Source organism: Sphingobacterium athyrii, assembly GCF_003071065.1.
Classification (GTDB): Bacteria; Bacteroidota; Bacteroidia; order Sphingobacteriales; family Sphingobacteriaceae; genus Sphingobacterium; species Sphingobacterium athyrii.
This window is the reverse complement of record NZ_QCXX01000001.1, coordinates 715399-737855: the sequence shown is the minus strand read 5'-3', so window position 1 is coordinate 737855 and position 22457 is coordinate 715399. Positions and strand designations below refer to the sequence as shown.

The following is a 22457-nucleotide window of genomic DNA, read 5'->3' as shown; positions in this document are numbered from 1 at the left end:
ATCATTATTATTTTAAAATAAAATAGATAATATATTAAAAGTAGGTATAATATTTGCGGAACGCGTTAGCTAACTTATTGATCTCAACAAAGTCCTTCTTCAATTTTTTTTACATTTTAATTCGCGATAGTGAGCAAAACAAGGTCAGGGAAATGTGTTTTTACCTATTGACCGTGTTCGAATAAATGCTTATTTTTTATTGTTAAAAAATGTAAATAGTTAATTAGGGAGATGTATTTAGTTGTATATTTAGCCCCTGAAACACGTATAGGCGCATATTGAGCAGGGGTAAAACCTTTTGCTGATTCAATATGTTGAATATAAGATAAATTTCCATTTATGTTTAGACGTATAAAGAATCGGATTCTTCGTTATCTCGTTATTGCAATATATTTCGTTATTGTGTTGGTTTGTGCCATACAACTTAATTTTTTGTGGCTGTTTGGCTATTCCCCCACAAAAAAAGATATCATTATGCCCAGCCTAAATATTTCGACTGAATTGTATACCGCTGATAGCGTATTGATCGGTCGGTATTTTGATGAAGATAGGAACCCGGTTCCTTTTGATAGCATTCCTAAAACGGTGATTAATGCGCTTATCGCGACTGAGGATGTGCGTTTTTATCAGCATAATGGCGTTGATTTTTTAGGTTTGGGATCGGGTATTATCTCTACGTTAAAAGGAGATAAGCGCGGTGCAAGTACGATTACACAGCAGTTAGCCAAGAATCTTTACCGCACGCGTTACAACAAAGCCGGAGGGCTGTTGACCCGTTTGCCTGTTGCCGGACTGGTCATTACCAAATTTAAGGAGTGGATGACGGCTTATAAGCTAGAGCAGCGGTATAGTAAAAACCAGATATTGGAAATGTATCTGAATACTGTTTCTTTTAGTAATAATGCCTATGGTATAGAAACCGCTGCAAAACGTTATTTTTCAAAAGGAGCTAATCAGCTGAATCAAAATGAAGCAGCGGTGTTGATCGGTATGCTGAAGGGAACAACTTTGTATAATCCGATCAGAAATCCTGAGAAGGCATTTGATCGAAAAAATACCGTGTTGAGTCAAATGCATAAGAGTGGCTTTCTGACGAAAGCAGCTTATGATGCTTTAGTTAAAGAGAAGATTGTCTTGAATGCCAATAATAAGGATGTGAATGCTGGTGGGGATTCTTATCTGCGTACCGCTGTGGCTAAATGGTTGGAAAAATGGTCAGAGGAAAATAATTACGATATCTATACGGATGGTTTAAAAATATATACAACGATCAATTCAAAACTTCAGAAACATGCTGAGGAAGCTGTGGCGAAACAGATGGCTGAGTTGCAGCAGCGCTTAAATAATACCTGGGATGGTCAGGAGCCTTGGCGTGATCTTTCCGGAAAAGTAATTCCGAACTTTTTGGAGAATTTGGCAAAGAAGACCCCTTATTATGCATTCCTCAGTAAGAAATATGCAAATAGTCCGGACAGCATTAATTACTTTCTGAATAAAAAGAAAAAAATGGAAGTCTATAACTGGAAGGATAATGGTAAGATTGAAAAAGAGATGTCCACGATGGATTCCTTAAAATATTATGCCATGATGTTGAATGCCGGGATGATGTCAATGGATCCATATTCGGGTGAAATTAAGGCCTGGGTAGGCGGTATAGATCATCAATATTTTAAATATGATCACGTGATGCAGGCGAAACGACAAGCCGGTTCGACGTTTAAACCTTTTGTTTATCTGGCTGCCCTGGAGTCCGGGATGTCACCTTGTGATAAGATTACCGATAAGCCTGTTACCATAAAGATTGACAAGGGGGATTCTATAGAAGTGTGGGAACCGAAAAATGCAGATTGGAATTTTTCATATCGTGAAATGTCGTTGCGTCATGCGATGGCCCGATCTATTAACTCGGTTACTGTTCAGCTGACCGATATGGTTACTCCGGCGAAAGTTGTTGATGCGGCGCAGCGTTGCGGCATTACGAGCAGGCTCAATCCGGTAGCATCTGTTGGGCTAGGGCCGAATGATGTGTCGGTCTTTGAAATGGTTAACGGTTACTCGACGATGATGAATCATGGCGAGCGTGTCACACCGCTACTGGTTTCTAAAATTGAAGACCATGACGGAAATGTTATCGCTACCTTTCAGGCAGAACGCAAACAGGTTGTCGATAAGCAAGATGCCTGGTTGATGACTTATATGTTGCGTGGCGGGATGGAAGAACCCAGAGGTACATCGCAGGGATTGTGGGAGTGGGACCTTTTTGATAAAGAGAATCAAATTGGCGGTAAGACCGGGACATCTTCCGAATATGTTGACGGCTGGTATATGGGCGTGACGAAGGATCTGGTTACCGGAATCTGGGTTGGATGTGATGAAAGAAGCATACACTTCAAGAATTCGCATACCGGAGAAGGTTCCCGAACAGCTTTACCTATATTTGGTGTATTTTTGGAATCCGTCTATAAAGATAAGCGATTGGGGTATACACAGGGGAAATTTCCTGAACCTACGGTCGAAATCACAAAGTCGTATAAATGTGAGACACCGCGTTATAGTGATCCGGAGCCTGAACAAAGTGATTCAACAAGTGTTGATGAGCAGACGGATGAAGGATTTATTGGGCCGGAAGAGGAATCGACAGAAGGATCCGCTGAGCGCAATCACAACGAAGGAGGTGTTGGCGAAAATACGGGTATATCGGAGAATCCTTAATTCATGTAAAATTAGTTAATGGTTATCCTGTTCTGGATCTATGATAAATAGCTGCCTACTAAAAATTAGGTGGCTTTTTTTATTGTATTTTATCAGGCGGCGTAATTACTGTTTCTCTTGGCGTAAGACTGCTGTTGCTGTGGGAAGAGGTTGTTCCAGTTCGGGTTATTCTTGCGAATAATTCGTTCGATTTGTAGGTGTGTGAAATTTTGCAACTCGTTCATTCTCTTTTTTGCGCATGCCAGTTTCGAAAAAGCTTCGGAATAGATGATTCTGTTTAAATTGGCCCCCTGTTGAAAGGTGAAACTATTCGCTTGCTGAAGCTCTACTACAGTGCTGAGTATATTGGAAGTAAAGTCGATTTCAAAGTATCTTCTGTTGTTGTCAGTTAATATATATACAATAAAATTGCTCATAATGCTAAATTATTTGGATGTTTAAATTTTATTTACTAATTTTATTGGCACAATATTACTAATAAATTTAGTTTTTGCAAAATATTTTTTGAAAAAATAATATGTCAAATATTTCATCCAACTTGAAATTCCTTCGAAAAGGAAAGAAAATTACGCAGCAGCAATTTGCTGATATCATGGAGATTAAAAGAGCTTCTGTCGGCGCTTATGAAGAAGATAGGGCAGAGCCTAAATATGAATTGCTAAAAAAAATTGCCGAGTTTTATGGGCTAACCATGGATGAATTGGCAAATGATGTGATTGATGATAAGTGGAAGCCGGTGCCTAAAAGCAATGCTTCTAATCTCAGGGTATTGAGTGTAACTGTTGATGGTAGTGATCGTGAAAACATTGAGCTTGTGCCGGTTAAGGCGAGCGCGGGCTATTTAAATGGCTATGGCGATCCTGAGTATGTGGCTGAGCTTCCGAAGTTTTCGCTTCCGATGTTCGGGCAGGGGACTTTTCGGGCATTTGAGATTAAAGGAGATTCGATGTTGCCTTTGCCATCGGGATCCATTATTGTCGCTGAATATGTCGAAAATTGGCATGATATAAAGCCCGGTCATACCTATGTGGTCGTATCGCGCGAGGAGGGGGTAGTTTACAAGCGTATCGCTTTTAAATTTAAGGAGGACAAAGGCTTAAAGCTTGTTTCTGATAATAAAACATATGAACCATACTGGGTGGAGACTTCTGATATTCTTGAAGTTTGGAAAGCGAAGGCTTTTATTAGCACACAACTGCCGGAGCCAACACCTGAACCGACGATGGAAACATTGACCAGTATGATGGCGCAGATGCAAAAAACAATTAATGCAGTTGTTGACAATTCGAAATAATAGAAAAAATAATTTCGCAGTTGTTTGGGGATTTGTTTTTTATTTTATAAAATACTATATTTGCATATCTGAAAGGAAGGGGGCTCGTATTGCCCCCTTTTTTTAATACAATTAATTTAGCATTCTAGGCAGTAGAACAATGCAAGATGTAGAAAAAAGAGTCATTGAACTCATAGAAGAAAAAATAGCAGATCGCGAGGATTTGTTTATTGTTAGTGTAAAGATGCGCCCAAATAAGATTTTGGAAATTCTCCTGGATGGGGACAACGGGGTTAATATTGATGACTGTGCACAGGTGAGCCGTCATGTTGGTTTTCATTTAGAGGAAGAAAATGTCATCGATAATGCTTATCGTCTGGAGGTTTCGTCTCCGGGCATAGATTCTAATTTTGTCAATAACCGGCAGTACCAAAAAAATATAGGCCGTACCGTGCAGATTAAACTGGACGATAACACTAAAATTGAAGGAACTTTATTGGCTGTTGACGAGACAAAGGTCAGCATTCTTCAAAAAGTAAAAGAAAAAGGTAAAAAAGCGCAAGAGGTGGAAAAAGAACTTCCTTTTGATCAAATAAAAGCAACAAAAGTGGTAATTTCATTTTAAAAATAATGAGTAACAGCAACATCAATCTGATAGACTCTTTTCAGGAGTTTAAAGAGTTTAAGAATATCGACAGACCTACGGTCATTACAGTATTGGAAGAGGTTTTTCGTAGTATGATCCGTCGTCGTTTCGGTACGGATGAAAATGTGGATGTTATCGTAAATCCAGATAACGGAGATTTGGAGATTTGGAGAACGCGTGTCGTTGTTGAAGATGAATTTTCTGAGGATGATGATCTTGAAATCGAGTTGGCAGAAGCGAGAAAACACGATGAGGATCTGGAAGTAGGCGATGATTTTATCGAGCAGATCACTTTGGAAAGCTTTGGACGCCGTGCTATTTTGGCAGCCCGTCAAACGCTTGTTTCTAAAGTATTGGAACTTGAGAAAGATGAAGTCTTCAAGAAATATAAAGATAGAGAAGGGGAGTTGGTTATTGGTGAGGTTTATCAGATCTGGAAAAAAGAGATCCTGGTATTGGATGAGGATGGTAATGAATTGATCTTACCTAAGTCGGAACAGATCCCTGCTGATTATTTCAAAAAAGGTGATGGTATCCGTGCAGTAGTCCATAAAGTGGATATGATGAACAACAATCCGAAAATCATTATTTCCCGTACGGCACCTGCGTTTCTACAACGTTTATTTGAGCTTGAGGTTCCTGAGATCTTTGATGGTCTGATTACCATCAAGAAAATTGTCCGTGAACCAGGGGAACGTGCTAAAGTGGCTGTAGAGTCTTACGACGATCGTATTGATCCAGTTGGAGCATGTGTGGGTATGAAAGGATCACGTATTCATGGTATCGTTCGCGAATTGCGTAATGAGAACATTGATGTGATTAATTTCACGACAAACCATTCCTTATATATTGCCCGTGCACTGAGCCCTGCCCGGATCAGCTCAATTAAGATCGACGAAGAAAATAAAACTGCTGCTGTATACTTAAAATCGGATCAGGTATCCCTGGCAATCGGACGTGGTGGACACAACATTAAACTGGCTGGTAAGCTGACCGGTTACGAGATCGATGTTTACCGTGAGAATGATGAATTTGATGAGGATGTGGATATCGAGGAATTCAGCGACGAAATTGAGAGCTGGGTTATCGATGAGTTGAAACGCGTTGGTTTAGACTCTGCAAAATCTGTTTTATCACTCAGTGAGGAAGAGCTCGTTAGACGTACCGATTTGGAAGAAGATACCATTCGTGATATCGTACGTATATTGCAGGCTGAATTTGAATAAAATTCAGCTTGTTAATTTTTTTCCATCTAACATTCGGAATAAATTGTTTATGGATGGAAAAAAACATATTTTTGTAATTATATTAAAATAGTTTATATTATAGATGACTGAAGGAAAAGGAACAAACTTGCTTAAAGCAGCAAAGGAACTCAACATCGGGATACATACTGCCGTGGAATGTTTAGTGAAAAAAGGATATGATGTAGAAGCAAAGCCTAACACTAAATTGAGCGGAGAGATGTATGGTGTGCTGTTAAAAGAGTTTCAGGGAGACAAATCACTGAAAGATGAAGCTAAACAAATTGTTATTGGCAAAATTCGTCGTGAGGAGTCGCCGTCCACTTCTCCTAAAGAATCGTCTAGAAATGAGGATTTTGAAGAACATGAGGAACCAAAAGAAATCTTGGTTAAGAATACCGTAGAAATCCCATCTGTCAAAGAAGTCACTCCTGCCAAGCCTGAGGAACCTGTTCATCAAGGTGGTATGAAAGTGGTTGGCAAAATTGATCTTGATGCCCTGAATAGAGGTGGTAACAAGCCTAAAAAAGAGGAGCCTTCCAAGGAAGAACCTAAAGTTACGCATGACACACCTGTAGAGACTAAGGTCGTAGAGAAAGTAGTAGAGCAGAAAGAAGCTGAAGTCAAAGAGCCTGTTATCGAAGCAAAAAAAGAAGAACCAAAGGTTGTTGAGCAAAAAACCGAAGTCGTTGCACCTAAGGTAGAAGCTCCCAAACCTGAAGTAGATAAAACTGAAGTAAAAGCAACTCCGGTTGTAGAGACAAAAACCGAACCTGTGAAGGTAGAAGAAAAGAAAAAAGACGAAACAGCACCTAAAGCTGCTGTACCAGTAACTCCAAAAGTGGAGCCTGTGAAAAAAGAAGGCGATGATATTATTTCTGCACGTGCAGAAAGATTGACTGGTCCAAAAGTAATTGGTAAGATTGAATTACCATCTGCTAGACCTTCCCACAAACCTGTGGCATCCTCTTCAAATGCTGGAAACAACAATGAGAAACGTAAGCGTAAGCGCACGAATCCAAATGGTCCAGTAAATCCGAATGCGGGACAAGGTCAGGGGCACAACAATCAGAACCGTGGTCCTCGCGATGGAAATAACAACCACAATCGTGACCAACAAGGTAACCGAGCTGGAAATCCAGGGAACAACAATAATCCGAACAATCGTCCGGGACAAAACAATCAGCATCCAGGTAGACCGGGGCAGGGTGGGAACAACCAGCACCAAGGTAGACCGGGACAAGGTGGTGCAAGACCACAACATGGTCGTTTTGACAATAGAGGAAAAGGAAGACCTGTTGAAAATAAGGAGGAACCTTCTGAAAAGGAAATCCAAGATCAAATCAAAGCGACACTTGCCCGTTTAAGCGGTGCGGGTAAATCTGGTAAATTTGCACAACGTGCGAAATTAAGACGCCAGAAACGTGATGATGTTGCACAACATGCAGAAGAAGCTGCAATGGAGCAAGAATTGATGGCGAAGGTATTGCGCGTCACTGAATTTGTTACGGCGAATGAGCTGGCAAATTTGATGGACGTTCAGGTCACGCAGATCATTGCTACTTGTATGAGTTTAGGAATGTTTGTGTCAATCAACCAACGTCTGGATGCAGAGACTTTGACTATTGTGGCGGACGAATTTGGCTATCAGGTTGAATTTATTAAACCTGAAGATGAGGAAACTGCGGAACTGGAAGAGCCGGATACTGAGGCGAATCTAGTGCCTAGAGCTCCGATCGTAACGGTAATGGGACACGTTGACCACGGTAAGACATCTTTGTTGGATTATATCCGTAAAGCAAATGTGACTTCAGGTGAGGCCGGTGGTATCACACAGCATATCGGTGCTTATGCGGTGAAGTTAGATGACAATCGTAAGATCACGTTTTTAGATACACCGGGTCACGAAGCCTTTACGGCAATGCGTGCACGTGGTGCAAAAGTAACAGATATCGTTATTATCGTTATTGCGGCGGACGACGCAGTCATGCCACAAACGAAAGAAGCAATCAATCACGCTCAAGCCGCAGGTGTACCGATTGTTTTTGCCTTTACGAAGGTGGATAAACCGGGAGCGAATCCGGACCGTATCCGTGAGCAGCTTTCTGCAATGAATATCCTGGTTGAAGATTGGGGTGGTAAATTCCAAGCGCAAGAGATCTCCGCAAAAACCGGAGAAAATGTTGATCTTCTTTTAGAAAAAGTTCTTTTGGAAGCTGAAATGTTGGATTTGAAAGCTGATCCGAAAAAACGTGCAGTCGGTTCGGTGATCGAAGCAGCCTTGGACAAAGGCCGTGGTATCGTGACTACAGTATTGATCCAAGGTGGTACACTTCGTGTCGGAGATCCGATTTTGGCGGGCTCGCACTCTGGTAAGGTAAAAGCCTTAACCAATGAAAGAGGTGAACGCGTTAAAGAAGCAGGCCCGTCAGTGCCGGTACAGATATTAGGTATGGCCGGAGCGCCTACAGCAGGGGATAAGCTTTATGTTCTTGAAAGTGAATCTGAGGCTAGAACGGTAGCAAACAAACGTCTTCAGTTACAACGTGAACAAGGCATGCGTGCAACGAAACATATTACCTTGGATGAGATCGGTCGTCGTTTGGCTATCGGTAACTTTAAGGAACTTAATATTATCGTAAAAGGTGACGTGGACGGTTCGATTGAAGCATTATCGGATTCATTATTGAAATTGTCAACGGATGAGATCCAGGTAAATATTATCCATAAATCGGTTGGTGCGATCTCCGAATCAGATGTATTATTGGCATCTGCTTCTGATGCGATCATTATCGGTTTCCAAGTACGTCCAACACAAAATGCACGTAAATTGGCGGAGAATGAGCAAATCGACGTTCGTTTATATTCTATCATCTATGATGCGATCGAAGAGATCAAATCTGCGATGGAAGGTATGTTGGCTCCGAAATTTGAAGAGAAAATTGTTGCTGAGGTTGAAATCAGAGAAACATTTAAAATCTCTAAAGTGGGTACCATTGCCGGATGTATGGTTAGAGAAGGTAAAATCAATAGAAATAATGATATCCGCATAATCAGAGACGGTGTCGTTATCCATACAGGTCGATTGGCATCTCTGAAACGTTTTAAAGACGACGTGAAAGAGGTTGCACAAGGCTACGAGTGTGGTTTGAATATTGACCGTTTCAACGACATTCAGGTAGGGGATATTGTGGAAGCCTACGAACAAGTAGAAGTAAAACGTAAATTGTAATACTCCGATTTACGACAGCATAAAAAAAGCGTTGATTTTTGTCAACGCTTTTTTTGTTTCTAACGCTCGTACAGTTCTATCGGAAGCTGATCGGGATCGGTAAAGAAAGTGAACCTTTTTTGTGTCAGTTCGTCAATTCTTACTCCTTCATGCGTAATGCCTGCCTGCTCTAATTTAAGTATTTCCGCGTCCAGGTTATCGACCTCAAAAGCGAGATGCCTTAAACCAGCCGCTTCGGGAAAACTAGGTCTGGCCGGAGGATTGGGGAAGGAAAACAGCTCGATGATGTAGGTATCGTTAAGTTTTAAATCCAGTTTATAGGAATCGCGTTCTACCCGATAATGCTCCTGCCAAATTTCCAGTCCCAGGACTTCGGTATAAAATTTTTTTGACCGCTGATAATCCCTGCATATAATGGCAATATGGTGTATTTTGTTTAAGCTTAATTTCATCTTATTTTGCTCTTTCGTACTGTTTTGGCCAAGGGATATCTACGGATAATTCTTTGGCAAAGTGCAATGGAAGATGCGGGTCATCCAAAAAGCCCCTTGCGATCATAATGAGATCGGCTTGGCCATGAGCGACAATATCGGCGGCTTGAGCCGCTGTTTTAATGAGTCCAACAGTAGCAGTTTTACTTCCGGTTTTTTCTTTGATCGCCTGTGCAAATGGAAGCTGATAGGCAGGGCCAAGATCAATTTTTTGATGGGAAACCGCTCCGCCACTCGATACATCGATGATATCGACTCCCTGCTCGGTCAGAACCTGAGACAAGGCTATGGATTGATCCAGATCCCAGCCATCCGGGGCCCAATCTGTGGCAGAAATACGTACCCATAAGCTTTGCGTCGATATTTCCTGTTTTACCCGTTTGATGATTTCCAGCAGGAAGCGTATTCTATTTTCAAAAGTACCACCAAATCTGTCGGTTCGTATATTGCTCAGGGGGGAGAGAAACTGGTGAATAAGATAGCCATGGGCAGCGTGGAGCTCGATGATTTCGTAACCAGCTTGAATGGCTCTTTTGGTTGCCTGACCGAACTGTTCGATCAGCTGCTCGATTTCAGCTGTTTTAAGCTCCTGAGGGACGTAATCTCCAGAATGGAAAGTCAGTGCAGACGGAGCGACTGTTTGCCATCCTAGCGGATCTGATGGGGCAAATTGACCACGACCAAGCCAAGGTTTGTTGCTGCTGGCTTTACGGCCTGCATGTGCGATTTGAATACCGGGTATAGCGCCATTTGCTCGGATAAAAGCTGTTATCTCTTTTAATTTGTCAATATGCCGGTCATCCCATATCCCGAGGTCTCCGTAACTGATTCGACCTTCGGGTGTCACGGCGGTTGCTTCCTGGATGACTGCCGCAGCACCGCCGATTGCAAATTGGCCAAGATGAACAAGATGCCAGTTGTTTGCAAAGCCTTCTTCAGCTGAATATTGGCACATCGGGGAAACGACTAAACGATTTTTCAGGTTTAAAGGACCGATGTCTATGGCAGAGAATAGTTGACTCATCATGTTTTGTTTATTCGTCTTTTTGTTTCTTATGGATTTGTGGACCATAAAGAGGCTGATTTCAACATTGCTCTTCGTGGTAATTTTAAATTTGCGATAATTAACTCCGCAAAATCTTCCGGTTGCAATACCTTTTCAGGGTCTCCATCCGTGAGGCCAAGATCCTTAGACATATCTGAAGCGATGGTACTCGGCATCAGGGTGCATACCCGGATGTTGTTTTTACGTACTTCACGCATCAAGGAATCAGCAAATCCAATAACGCCAAATTTTGAAGCGCTATAGGCCGATGTGGTAGCCGCGCCATTCAGTCCAGCGGTAGAAGACACCATCACAATGTCGCCTTGATTTTTTTCAATAAGTTGTGGCAGGATAGCCTTTGTAACAAAATAGGTTCCCAGCAGATTAACATTGATAATCGCCGTCCAGTCATTAACGTCCATATCCATCACCGAGGAAAAGGAAGATATACCCGCATTGTTGATTAAAATATCAAAATAGCCAAAGGTATCATTGAGATTTTTAACTTCCTGTTGCACGGCAGTGTTGTCAGCCACGTCAAATACTGCGTAGGTAACCTCGGTCCCTAATTCCGCCAGTTCGGCAACGGTCTGTTTCAATGCAGTTTCGTTTCTGCCTGTAATCGCTACGTGGACCCCTTCTTTAGCCAATGCTATGGCAATGGCCTTGCCCAAACCTTTGGCCCCACCTGTAACTAAAGCCCTTTTTCCTGTTATATTTTCCATACGATAAAAATAAGAATGATCTGCCGGATTACTGTCAGATGAACCTCAAAAGACAGCCTATTTAAGCTTTTTGATGAGGTTTTCGATAATGGGGTAGGTATTGGCCCGCACTTCATCAAATTGGTCCACGTGACGCCATTCTGCTTTTGTAATATCTTCGGCTGTTTGAGGGATCAATTTCGGAACTTTATTAACGCCCATTTCATACCAGTTTGTTGCTTTTAATACAAACTCGCCATTGCGTAAATAGTAAGTATGGTATGATGTGGTAATCTTCTTGCCTAAATAATTTATTTTAATACCACATTCTTCTTCTACTTCACGTACGGCGGCTTCTTTCATCTTTTCATTATCTTCAACCTTGCCTTTGGGGAGATCCCATTTGCCCAAGCGGTAAATAAAAAGATAATCTCCATCACCATTTTTGACCAGTCCGCCAGCTGCTTTGATGATTTTAAGCTTGCTTTTTAAATTTTGAAATACGGTCTCGAAATCCTTGTTGACGTAGAGATAGGTCTTTGGAGCTTTATCAATTTCAGATTGTTTGAAAAGTTTTTGAAGTTCAATGTCTTGAATACTAATTGTTTGCGTGTTTTCGGTTTTCGAAGGAACAAAATCTGCTAAAATTAGCACGGTTTCGTTCATATAAATTTTATAAATTTGCGCCATGAATAATTTAAATGAGGTTGAACAAAAAGTTGCTGAATCCTTATTGCAAATTAAAGCAATAAAATTGCAACCTAAAAGTCCTTTTACTTGGGCGTCGGGTTGGAAGTCTCCAATTTACTGTGATAACCGTATCACTTTATCTCATCCAGCAATACGTACGTATATTCGTCAGAAGCTTTCTAAGCTTATTCAAGAAGAGTTTGGATCAGTAGATATGATTTCTGGAGTTGCTACGGCAGGTATTCCACAGGGAGTGCTGGTAGCGCAGGATTTAGGCCTACCGTTTTCTTATGTTAGAAGCTCAGCGAAAGATCATGGCCGTCAAAATATGATTGAAGGCGAAGTTGTTAGTGGTCAACGCGTCGTTGTGGTTGAAGATTTAATTTCAACAGGTAAAAGTAGCCTGATCGCTGTTAAAGCATTGCGCGAAGCAGGTTGCAATGTTGTTGGATTGGTTTCCATATTTACGTATGGGTTGCAACAGGCGACAGATAATTTTGCAGATGCAAAATGTCCTTATTTCAGTCTATGTAACTACGACGCACTAATTCAGGTCGCAGCCGAAAATAGCTACGTATTGGAAGAGGATGTTGAAATTTTGAAAAAGTGGCGATTGAACCCTGCGGGATGGGGTGAAAACTTTCAATAAAGATCAATAATTTACCGTTATGACTACCATTCAGAATACCACAGAAATCAACAGGAATGTAGGCGAAGTATTTGCTTTTTTGACTGATCTCAATAATCACGAACAGTTAATGCCTGAAAATATTTATAATTGGTCTTCAACAGCAGACGAAGCCCGATTTACCATTCAAAATATGGCGAAATTGGCATTAAAAGTTGAAGAACGGGTAGTCAATCAATTGATTAAGCTCATCCCTTCCGAAAAGGCACCATTTGAGGTTACCTTACGCTGGGAACTGCAGGCCATATCAGATACGGTGACCAAAGCGACTTTTGTGATTGATGCCGATTTAAATATGATGATGAAAATGATCGCTACAGGTCCGCTTCAAAAGCTGATCGATTTTCAGGTAAACAAACTGAAAGCAGTGCTGGGATAGTAAGTCTTGTGACCGATTATAACATAAAAAAAGCTCGATCGTTAGATCGAGCTTTTTTTATGTTATGCTATTCGCTCATTTACTTTTTTCCAGTTGACGACGTTCCACCAATTTTTGATATAGTCGGCTCTTTTGTTTTGATAATGCAGGTAATAAGCATGCTCCCAAACGTCGAGACCCAACATTGGGATACCTTTTACTTCCGCAACATCCATTAATGGATTGTCCTGATTTGGCGTAGACGTTATCTTCAGGTTTCCTGAATCGTCGAGGATCAACCATGCCCATCCCGAACCAAAACGCGTGGTTGCTGCTGCGGCAAATTGCTCTTTGAATTTGTCGATTGAACCGAAGGTCTTGTTGATCATGGTCAACAGTTTTTCCGAAGGTTGGCTTGCTTTGTCGGAGAGGCTTTCCCAAAAGAAATTGTGATTCCAGGCACCACCTGCATTATTTCTGGCTTTCGCGGAATATTTGGATATATTAGCTAAAAGCTGCTCTTCTGAAGTTTCTTTGATGGATTCGGCAACAATGGCCTCGTTGACGGCATTAATATAGGCCATATGGTGCTTTGTATAATGGATTTCCATCGTCAGGGCATCAATATTGGGCTCCAATGCGGCATAACTGAAAGGTAACTTGATTTGGGAAAACTTTAAAGTAGCGGCATTTAATTCAGTTTCTTTCGCGGAAGCAATATCTTGTAATATTGATCCAGATACAGCAATACCCAATGTGGCTTTTGCTGCATTTTGAAGGAAGTTTCTGCGTGTTTGCATATAATCTTATTATGATTAGTTTTTATATAAATATAACGTGAAATTCTACAATTATTGTACGAGAATTGTCTGTCAATTGTAATACAACAAAATTGTTATATAGTGCATCCTAAAAAGCCGCTTTCGAATCCGGTTTTTTCATTTGTGTAAGCCAAAATTCGACAGTATATTTGGCCTATGTACGCATTACGAATAGCAAAGATAATTCCTCAGCCCAATAATAATATTACTTTTCAGCTGGAATCTCCTGATGGCGACTATCCCCCTTATAAAGCTGGTCAATTTATTACGCTTTCCTTTTTATTTGGTGATCGGGAGGTGCGTCGTTCTTATTCTTTTAATAGTTCCCCGGATTATAAAGAGCCGTTAAGCATCACTGTAAAACGTGTGGAAAATGGCGAAATTTCGAGGTTGCTTCATCACACTGTTGCCGAAGGGGATATCGTTCAGGCCATGGAGCCGCAGGGGTTATTTACCTATGAGCCCGAACAATATAAAATAAGGACTTTATTTCTTTTTGCTGCCGGTATTGGTATAACGCCTTTGTATTCGATTCTTAAAACGGCACTCCTTGTTGAAGAGAAGTCTAAGGTCGTGTTGGTGTACAGTAATCGATCTGCTGATCAGACACCCTTTCGGGAGGAATTGGAGGAATGGGCCAAGCGGTTCCCGGATCGTTTAACGATTGTCTGGATTTATTCCAACAGTAAATATCTGATGAAAGCCCGGCTGAACAGGGATTATATTCTTTCCATTGTCAGGGATCATCTCGTGGGGCCAAAAGAGGATGCATTATGCTATACCTGTGGGCCGGTGATTTATATGGATTTATGTCGTTTCACACTTTTAGGAATGGGCTTTGATGCTAATCAGATCAAAAGAGAAACGTTCTTATTGCCCGAAAATGAGGAAGATGATGACGACGAATCTGAAAGGGTCGTTGATATGACCTCCTATCGGATCAAATTGCGTTTTCAAGGTGAAACCTACGATCTGGAGATTCCCTTCAATAAATCTATTTTGGATGTAGGACTTGAACATAAAATAAAACTGCCTTATTCCTGTAAGTCTGGTATGTGCAGTACCTGTATTGCACAATGTTCCAAAGGAAAAGTTAAAATGGATTACAACGAAGTGCTAACAGACCGTGAAATGGAGAATGGACGAATCTTGCTGTGTACCGGTCACCCGCTTGTGGACGGAACCGAGATCGAGGTGCTTTAAAGGGGGATCTTTACCTCGTTTATTTGATGAACTGCGGGTATTTCAGAATAATATTTCAATAAAGTAATTGATGTTGTCTATTTGTTCTGTTTGAGTCCAAATAAAATTGCATTTCAAAGCAAATTTAGCTAAGTTTGGATATAACCGTTTTTTATATCCAACTATTATGGGAAAATTACTCTGGAGCCCGACAGAAGAGCAGCAATCTCAATCGGAGATCAATAGATTCAAACAGTATGTCGAACAGCGATATCAATTATCCTTTGCGTCTTATCACGAGCTCTGGGGATGGTCAACCGCACATATATTAACCCGCCCCGCGGGCAGCGCTAGTTTTATCGGAACGAAATGGTTCAGTGGAGCGACGTTAAACTACGCAGAGCATGTGTTTCGCCGTGAAACGGGTACAGATACCAACACATTTGCCCATTCCTATGGGTTCCTTCATCGTTAATTTCACCACCATTACGCTACATGCATACGACGGTGGAGATGGTGAGCAAAGGAGATGTGGCCTAATGTATTCAGTTGATTTAGGAAATCCTATTAATGATAAAACCAAACATCAGTTTGAGATACTTTTAACCAAATAACGCTAATAATGATAGATAAAACAGTAAAAAATGTACAAGAAGCCTGCGATGGCATCGAAGACGGAATGACCATAATGTTAGGTGGCTTCGGGCTTTGTGGCATTCCCGAAAATTCTATTGCCGAGCTGGTAAAAAAAGAAGTGAAAGATTTAACCTGTATTTCTAATAATGCGGGTGTGGATAATTTTGGTTTAGGCTTACTTTTACAAAAAAAGCAAATCAAAAAAATGATTTCATCTTACGTTGGCGAAAACGCCGAATTCGAAAGGCAACTTCTAAGTGGAGAATTGGAAGTAGAACTAATCCCGCAAGGGACTTTGGCGACACGTTGTATGGCTGCAGGGTACGGGATGCCTGCCATTTATACGCCAGCAGGCGTTGGAACCGAAATAGGTGAGGGCAAAGAAGTGAGAAACTTTAAAGGCAAAGATTATCTTTTGGAATATGCTTTCGATGCCGATTTTGCTATTGTTAAAGCGTGGAAAGGCGACAAAGCAGGCAATCTTATCTTTCGTTCTACAGCTAGAAACTTTAATCCTGTAATGGCTATGGCTGGTAAAATAACCATTGCCGAAGTTGAAGAATTGGTAGAGATTGGCGAACTAAATCCAGACGAAATTCATACTCCAGGAATTTATGTTCACAGAATTTTTCAGGGAGAACATTACGAAAAGAGAATCGAGCAAAGAACCGTAAGACCTAAAAACTAAATTATGGCACTATCTAAAGAACAAATTGCACAACGTATTGCAAAAGAAATTAAAAATAATAGTTACGTTAACCTAGGTATAGGAATTCCAACTTTGGTAGCTAATTACATTCCAGAAGGCGTTAATGTGGTTTTGCAATCCGAGAATGGACTTCTGGGGATGGGGCCTTTTCCTTTTGAAGGCAGTGAAGATCCAGATTTGATTAATGCGGGCAAGCAAACCATTACCACATTGCCAGGTTCGGCAGTTTTCGATTCAGCGCTAAGTTTTGGGATGATTAGAGCCCAAAAAGTAGATTTAACCATTTTAGGTGCTATGGAAGTTTCCGAAAACGGTGATATCGCTAATTGGAAGATCCCGGGAAAAATGGTAAAAGGAATGGGTGGTGCGATGGATCTTGTCGCCTCTGCCAAAAATATTATCGTTGCCATGCAACAAGTTAATAAAAGTGGTGAAAGCAAACTTCTCCCCGAATGTACACTTCCATTAACAGGCGTAAAGTGCATAAAAAAAATTGTCACTGAATTAGGCGTTTACGAAATTCTACCAGAGGGAGGTTTCCAGCTTTTAGAAAGAGCTCCAGGTGTAAGTGTTGATGAAATAAGAACTGCAACCGCTGGAAAATTAATTGCCGATGAAAATATACCCGAAATGGTTTTTTAAGTAAAAAAATGCTACAATTAAATGGATTTGCAGCACAGTAAAACAAAGTGGGGGCTGGCTGATTTTGAAATCATCAGTAAAACATGGCGAAGATATAAACAATAAAAGGTTTGTGGAACCCTTTAAATAAAGCCCTCCTGTATCGAATGATATAGGAGGGCTATTAATTACTAGGGCAGCTATTATCTTCTGCACGTTTTTTGTATTATAGTTATACCTGAATTACACCGACGTTATACCGCTCGACTATAGGTTTTTCATTAGCGGCTTCTATGCCCATGCTGATTACCTTTCGGGTTTCCTGCGGTGCGATAATGCCGTCCACCCAGAGCCTGGCAGCAGCATAATAAGGACTTAATTGTTCATTATATCGATCTTCGATAGACTTGAGAAGGCTGTTTTTTTCTTCTTCATTGATTTCTTTCCCTTTGGCTTTTAATGCTGATTCCTGAATTTGAAATAACGTTTTACCAGCTGCAGCACCGCTCATGACAGCCATTTGGGCCGTTGGCCAGGCGTAGATCAAGCGTGGATCATAGGCCTTCCCGCACATGGCATAATTTCCCGCGCCATAGCTATTGCCTACGATGAAAGTAAATTTAGGGACAACGGAATTTGCCATCGCGTTGACCATTTTAGCACCATCTTTAATGATTCCGCCTTGCTCGGACCGACTGCCGACCATAAATCCAGTGACATCCTGAAAGAAGACAAGGGGTATATTTTGCTGGTTGCAGTTCATAATAAAGCGTGCAGCTTTGTCTGCTGAGTCACTATAAATAACACCACCCATTTGCATTTCTATCGCATTACCGGGTTTCTTAGCTTTGATAATCTCCCGTTGGTTGGCGACAATACCTACTGCCCAGCCATCTACACGTGCAAGCGCACAGACAATTGTTTTACCATAATCGGGTTTATACTCCTCCAGTGTGTCCGCATCAACAATTGCCTCGAGAATATCTTGCATCCGATAGGGTTTGGTGCGGTCCTCCGGAAGAATTTCTATAATTTTTTCGGGATCTGTTTTTGGCGGAAGGCTTTCCTTTCGGTTGAAGTTCGCTTTTGCATGACCACCGATTTTGTCAATAACATTTTTAATGGCTGTAAGACAACTCTGGTCGTCGGGGAACTTATTATCTGTAACACCCGATATTTCAGAATGTGTGGAAGCTCCACCCAGTGTCTCTGCATCTACGGTTTCACCGATAGCCGATTTAACCAGATAAGGGCCGGCTAAGAAGACCGATCCAGTACCTTCGACGATGAAAGCGTAGTCCGACATGATGGGTAAATAGGCTCCTCCAGCGACGCAGCTACCCATAATAGCGGCAATCTGCGGAATGCCCATGGAGGACATACGCGCATTATTGCGAAATATCCGCCCAAAGTGTTCTTTGTCAGGGAAAATTTCATCCTGCATCGGAAGGAAGACACCCGCGGAATCCACGAGATAGATAATCGGAAGATTATTTTCCATGGCGATTTCCTGTGCGCGCAGATTTTTCTTGGCTGAAATGGGAAACCAAGCTCCGGCTTTGACGGTCGCATCGTTTGAGACGATAACACAAAGTTTGGATTTAACGTAACCTATCACGGCGGCACAGCCTGCATTGGTACATCCGCCATGCTCAACATACATACCTTCTCCTGCAAACATGCCAATCTCAAGATACTCGCGGTCAGCATCCAGTAAGTAGGTTATTCTTTCCCAAGCCGACAGTTTACCTTTTTCTTTTAGTTTTTTGATTTTATCGATGCCACCACCGAGCTTTAGATTTTCTCTTTTTTGGTGAAGTAATGCGAGCAGCTCCTTCATAGTTTATAATTCTGGTTTAAAAAGCGATATAATTAAGAATTTCTTATTTTTAGATAAATTTAAAATAAAATTTTAGAATATTTGCAATTTTATTCCTAAATATTTTGATATATTTGAATTGTATTACCGATTGTAAATTTAATATTCATGCTTATGTTTATTGAAAATAAACAACAAATGGATATGATCAGACAAAGTGCACGTGATTTTGCACAGCATCATATCAAACCTTATGTGATGGAATGGGACGAAGCCCAGATATTTCCAATAGAAGTTTTTAAAAAATTAGGTGAACATGGTTTCATGGGCGTTATCGTTCCCGAGGAATACGGAGGTTCGGGCCTGGGGTATCAGGAGTATATCACGGTGTTGGATGAAATCTCCAAAGTTTGTGGATCGATTGGACTTTCGGTTGCGGCGCATAACTCCTTATGTACCAATCATATTTTGAGTTTTGCCAATGAAGACCAGAAGCGACGTTATCTTCCAAAGCTGGCTACAGCAGAATGGATCGGTGCCTGGGGACTTACGGAAACGGGGTCCGGTTCGGATGCCGGTGGTATGACCACCTTTGCCGAAAGGGATGGGGATTACTATGTGTTGAATGGTTCAAAGAATTTTATTACGCACGCCATTAGCTCGAGTGTTGCCGTTGTGATTGCACGCACGGGGGAAAAGGGCGATAAAAAGGGAATGTCTGCATTTATCGTTGAAAAAGACACTCCTGGCTTTACGGCAGGAAAAAAGGAGAATAAATTAGGCATGCGTGCTTCAGAAACGGCATGTCTGTTTTTTGACAACTGTAGAATACACCGCGATCAGCTGATTGGTGAGGAGGGGCAAGGATTTGTGCAGGCATTGAAACTTTTAGACGGTGGTAGGATCTCTATTGCGGCGCTTTCGCTGGGTATTGCCCGGGGAGCCTATGAATGTGCGCTAAAATATGCACATGAAAGAGAGCAATTTGGAAAGAAGATTTACGACTTTCAGGCCGTTTCATTTGCCTTGGCAGATATGGCTACTCAAGTGGAGGCCAGTGAACTACTGACCCGTCAGGCTGGTTATCTCAAAGATCATGGCGAACGTGTGTCTAAAATTGGTGCAATGGCCAAATTATATGCTTCGGAGGCAGCAGTAAGCGTTTCCAATGAAGCTGTGCAGATTTTTGGAGGGTATGGGTTTACGAAAGATTATCCCGCAGAGAAGTTCTTTCGCGATGCCAAACTCTGTACAATAGGAGAGGGGACTTCCAGCATTCAAAAGATGGTGATTGCCCGGGAAATTGAAAAAGATATTTAATTATACCGTATGAAAGATCAGGTTGTATTGGTCGATTGTCCGCGGGATGCTATACAGGGATTGCATAATTTTATTGCAACGGATAAGAAAATTAAACATATCAATAGGTTGATTGAGAGTGGTCTGTTTGATGTGATAGATTTTGGCTCCTTTGTTTCTCCGAAGGCAGTACCCCAGTTGGCTGACACCAAAGAAGTGCTGGCCGGAGTTAAAAAAGATGATCGCGTAAAGTTATTGGCAATAGTCGCCAACCTGAGGGGAGTTCAGGATGCCGTTCAGGAGGCAAAAATAGATTTGATAGGTTACCCATTTTCGATATCAGAAACCTTTCAGTTGCGGAATACGAATAAAGGACTGGAAGAATCTTATCAGCAATTGAAGGAAATGAAGGCATTGGCTGATGCCCATGGCAAGGTACTGGTCGTCTACATCAGTATGGCGTTTGGCAATCCATATAACGATCCTTGGTCTGCGGTACTGGTTGAGGAATGGATTGATAAGCTCATGCAGTTTGGTATTACGGAATTCTCCTTGGCGGATACAACTTCTGAGGCGAATGCGGCACAGATTACCGATCTCTATGGTCTTGTTCGGACGCGATATCCGCAGTTAGCCATTGGTGCACATTTTCACGCAAAACGGGAAGATAGTCTTGCGAAGGTTCGTGCGGCCTATGATGCCGGTTGCCGTAAGTTTGAAGGGGCCTTATTAGGATATGGTGGATGCCCTTTTGCCAAAGATGACCTGGTTGGAAATATCCCTTCTGAAATTTTACTGGATCTTTTCGGTCGAGGTAGCCTGACCGAAAGAGCACGCTTGGAAGACAGTTTCAGACAAATGATCTTGTAGATAAATCATGGAAAAATTAAACTTCATAAAGATACGTCGCGAACAGCATGTATTTATATTGATCCTTGCCCGGCCAGAGAAAAGGAATGCCTTTAGTCCAACAATGGTCAGTGAGATTGCTTACGCCCTGGAAGTCGCTAACAGTGATCCAGAGGTTCGTTTGGTACAGGTCGAAGCTGAGGGGCCGGTATTTTGCGCAGGGATGGATTTAAAGGCTTTCGAAGATCCTACGGTAGATATCGGAAATCCCGGTATTCCAAAAGTAGGGAAGTCGCTGGCCGAATTGTTTGCGCAGCTAAATAAGCCATCCATTTGTGTGGTTCGGGGTGACGTTATTGCGGGCGGATTTTTGATAGCACTGTCCTGTACGTATTTGTTTGCTACGCCAGATGTGCGGTTTACACTGCCTGAAGTGAAGATTGGGCTTTTTCCATTTCAGGTGCTGGCTTTGCTGCTAGAATATATGCCCGAAAGGAGAGCAATGGACCTTTGTATCCGTGGGGGATCCTTCTCCGCCGCGGAAGCCTTGGAAAAGCAGTTGCTGTATGCAGTTTTGGAACCTGGGGAAGCTGAATTGGAAGTCTTGAAAGACGCTATTGTAGCGAATGCACCCTTGGCTATTTCAAGGGGTTTTGAGGCGCTTCGTCACTTGAAAAAAAATCCGCAGGCGGATAACTATGCCTTTCTGCTGGATGAGCTCGCCAAGCTTCGCGAGACAGCCGATTTCCAGGAAGGAATGGCAGCAATGCGCGATAAACGAAAAGGGCATTGGAAGAATAGCTAATCAAAACGAACGGAAGCTTGGTCTGCTGGTCAACGGGGAAAATTCCCAGGGGATAGAACTCAGGGCAATCAGTAAAGCAAGGCCAAACCAGATTAATAGTATTTTAAAACGTCGATCATCCGTATCGGCGTTTTTGCTTTTTAGACTACCGATGAGTAGAAATATGCCCGCGAGAAGCATCATACTGCTATGCTCCATTCCAAAAAAACGAATCTGTCTCAAGTGTACGGCTGTGTTAAAATGAGTCAGAAAATACTGTGTGATCGGACTTAATATGTAGAGTATGATACCCAATAATGCCTGTGTATAAAACGTGAAAATAACCGAATTTTTTAGGAGATTATCAGTAGGGGTGAAGCTACGCTTGTTCTTTTTTTGATAAGTAAAACGTAGTAAACTACTTATAAAAATAATCAAAACAATCCATCGCCAGGTGGAATGCAGTGCCAAAATGAAAGGGTAAATCGAAGTCATCACATGGCAAAGATGCGTATAAAATGAAAAAAATCACATCAGTAGTCCGAATTTAACCGCGGTAAATAGATCGGTCTGAGAAATAAAGCGTGTGTCCGGTGTTAACATTGGTCGAAGAAATAGGGAAGTAAATAGGATAGATGTATGGTGATTTTTATG

21 protein-coding genes and 1 pseudogene are annotated in these 22457 nt (G+C 41.7%); 14 read left to right on the top strand and 8 right to left on the bottom strand.

Translation table 11 applies throughout. The features are described 5' to 3' along the window. The first annotated feature begins 339 nt into the window (after positions 1-339). Positions 340-2712: a penicillin-binding protein 1A gene (locus tag DCO56_RS03355; protein ID WP_108632314.1), complete on the top strand. Its 2373-nt coding sequence runs from the start codon at positions 340-342 to the stop codon at positions 2710-2712. A 92-nt stretch (positions 2713-2804) separates the two neighbouring features. Here DCO56_RS03355 and DCO56_RS03350 read toward each other — a convergent pair whose 3' ends face one another. After that, on the bottom strand, positions 2805-3128 hold the full coding sequence (locus DCO56_RS03350) for a GIY-YIG nuclease family protein (RefSeq protein ID WP_108632313.1): 324 nt from the start codon (positions 3126-3128) through the stop codon (positions 2805-2807). Positions 3129-3229: 101 nt separating this feature from the next. Between DCO56_RS03350 and DCO56_RS03345 the strand changes: the two genes are divergently transcribed. From DCO56_RS03345 to infB, 4 genes are all read left to right on the top strand, one after another. After that, positions 3230-4006, top strand: a complete 777-nt coding sequence (locus tag DCO56_RS03345; RefSeq protein WP_108632312.1) for an XRE family transcriptional regulator — start codon at positions 3230-3232, stop codon at positions 4004-4006. A 139-nt stretch (positions 4007-4145) separates the two neighbouring features. Then, entirely contained in the window at positions 4146-4610 is a 465-nt protein-coding gene (gene rimP, locus DCO56_RS03340) for a ribosome assembly cofactor RimP (RefSeq protein ID WP_108632311.1), read from the top strand. Positions 4611-4615: 5 nt separating this feature from the next. Continuing rightward, a complete protein-coding gene (nusA, locus tag DCO56_RS03335; RefSeq protein WP_104382659.1) occupies positions 4616-5857 on the top strand; it encodes a transcription termination factor NusA in 1242 nt (413 codons plus the stop codon). 103 nt (positions 5858-5960) lie between these two features. Continuing rightward, the gene (infB, locus tag DCO56_RS03330; RefSeq protein ID WP_108632310.1) at positions 5961-9107 is read left to right on the top strand and encodes a translation initiation factor IF-2; all 3147 of its coding nucleotides are present in this window, start codon (positions 5961-5963) and stop codon (positions 9105-9107) included. Between the two features lie 59 nt (positions 9108-9166). Here infB and gloA2 read toward each other — a convergent pair whose 3' ends face one another. From gloA2 to DCO56_RS03310, 4 genes are read right to left on the bottom strand one after another with little or no spacing between them, the layout of a single operon-like run. Then, positions 9167-9559 carry an SMU1112c/YaeR family gloxylase I-like metalloprotein gene (gene gloA2, locus DCO56_RS03325; RefSeq protein WP_108632309.1) on the bottom strand — a complete coding sequence of 131 codons (393 nt, stop codon included), beginning with the start codon at positions 9557-9559 and terminating at the stop codon, positions 9167-9169. Between the two features lies 1 nt (position 9560). Further along, positions 9561-10625, bottom strand: a complete 1065-nt coding sequence (locus DCO56_RS03320) for an NADH:flavin oxidoreductase/NADH oxidase (RefSeq protein WP_241254967.1) — start codon at positions 10623-10625, stop codon at positions 9561-9563. Positions 10626-10651: 26 nt separating this feature from the next. Continuing rightward, the gene (locus DCO56_RS03315; protein ID WP_108632308.1) at positions 10652-11368 is read right to left on the bottom strand and encodes a 3-ketoacyl-ACP reductase; all 717 of its coding nucleotides are present in this window, start codon (positions 11366-11368) and stop codon (positions 10652-10654) included. 57 nt (positions 11369-11425) lie between these two features. After that, a complete protein-coding gene (locus DCO56_RS03310; RefSeq protein WP_241254968.1) occupies positions 11426-12013 on the bottom strand; it encodes an NUDIX domain-containing protein in 588 nt (195 codons plus the stop codon). A 22-nt stretch (positions 12014-12035) separates the two neighbouring features. On the opposite strand from DCO56_RS03310, the gene pyrE reads away from it, so the two are divergent. Both pyrE and DCO56_RS03300 read left to right on the top strand, forming a co-directional pair. After that, the gene (gene pyrE, locus DCO56_RS03305) at positions 12036-12686 is read left to right on the top strand and encodes an orotate phosphoribosyltransferase (protein WP_077435452.1); all 651 of its coding nucleotides are present in this window, start codon (positions 12036-12038) and stop codon (positions 12684-12686) included. 19 nt (positions 12687-12705) lie between these two features. Continuing rightward, complete coding sequence (locus tag DCO56_RS03300; RefSeq protein WP_108632306.1) at positions 12706-13104, top strand: SRPBCC family protein; 399 nt, start codon at positions 12706-12708, stop codon at positions 13102-13104. Between the two features lie 62 nt (positions 13105-13166). Here DCO56_RS03300 and DCO56_RS03295 read toward each other — a convergent pair whose 3' ends face one another. Next, complete coding sequence (locus tag DCO56_RS03295; RefSeq protein ID WP_108632305.1) at positions 13167-13883, bottom strand: superoxide dismutase; 717 nt, start codon at positions 13881-13883, stop codon at positions 13167-13169. Between the two features lie 177 nt (positions 13884-14060). Here DCO56_RS03295 and DCO56_RS03290 point away from each other — a divergent pair, with 177 nt between their 5' ends. From DCO56_RS03290 to DCO56_RS03275, 4 genes and pseudogenes are all read left to right on the top strand, one after another. Then, a complete protein-coding gene (locus DCO56_RS03290; protein ID WP_108632304.1) occupies positions 14061-15107 on the top strand; it encodes a ferredoxin--NADP reductase in 1047 nt (348 codons plus the stop codon). A 394-nt stretch (positions 15108-15501) separates the two neighbouring features. After that, positions 15502-15620, top strand: a pseudogene (locus DCO56_RS03285) (M42 family peptidase); the annotation flags it as partial. 88 nt (positions 15621-15708) lie between these two features. Continuing rightward, positions 15709-16410, top strand: a complete 702-nt coding sequence (locus DCO56_RS03280; protein ID WP_108632303.1) for a CoA transferase subunit A — start codon at positions 15709-15711, stop codon at positions 16408-16410. A 3-nt stretch (positions 16411-16413) separates the two neighbouring features. Beyond that, positions 16414-17073, top strand: coding sequence for a 3-oxoacid CoA-transferase subunit B (locus DCO56_RS03275; RefSeq protein WP_108632302.1), 660 nt, complete (start codon positions 16414-16416; stop codon positions 17071-17073). Positions 17074-17284: 211 nt separating this feature from the next. Here DCO56_RS03275 and DCO56_RS03270 read toward each other — a convergent pair whose 3' ends face one another. Continuing rightward, positions 17285-18892 carry an acyl-CoA carboxylase subunit beta gene (locus DCO56_RS03270; RefSeq protein ID WP_108632301.1) on the bottom strand — a complete coding sequence of 536 codons (1608 nt, stop codon included), beginning with the start codon at positions 18890-18892 and terminating at the stop codon, positions 17285-17287. 153 nt (positions 18893-19045) lie between these two features. Between DCO56_RS03270 and DCO56_RS03265 the strand changes: the two genes are divergently transcribed. From DCO56_RS03265 to DCO56_RS03255, 3 genes are read left to right on the top strand one after another with little or no spacing between them, the layout of a single operon-like run. Continuing rightward, positions 19046-20191: an acyl-CoA dehydrogenase family protein gene (locus tag DCO56_RS03265; RefSeq protein ID WP_108632300.1), complete on the top strand. Its 1146-nt coding sequence runs from the start codon at positions 19046-19048 to the stop codon at positions 20189-20191. Positions 20192-20200: 9 nt separating this feature from the next. Continuing rightward, a complete protein-coding gene (locus tag DCO56_RS03260) occupies positions 20201-21040 on the top strand; it encodes a hydroxymethylglutaryl-CoA lyase (RefSeq protein ID WP_108632299.1) in 840 nt (279 codons plus the stop codon). Positions 21041-21047: 7 nt separating this feature from the next. Next, a complete protein-coding gene (locus DCO56_RS03255) occupies positions 21048-21824 on the top strand; it encodes an enoyl-CoA hydratase/isomerase family protein (RefSeq protein ID WP_108632298.1) in 777 nt (258 codons plus the stop codon). Here DCO56_RS03255 and DCO56_RS03250 read toward each other — a convergent pair whose 3' ends face one another. Next, a complete protein-coding gene (locus tag DCO56_RS03250; protein WP_219929295.1) occupies positions 21825-22301 on the bottom strand; it encodes a hypothetical protein in 477 nt (158 codons plus the stop codon). Between the last annotated feature and the right edge of the window lie 156 nt (positions 22302-22457).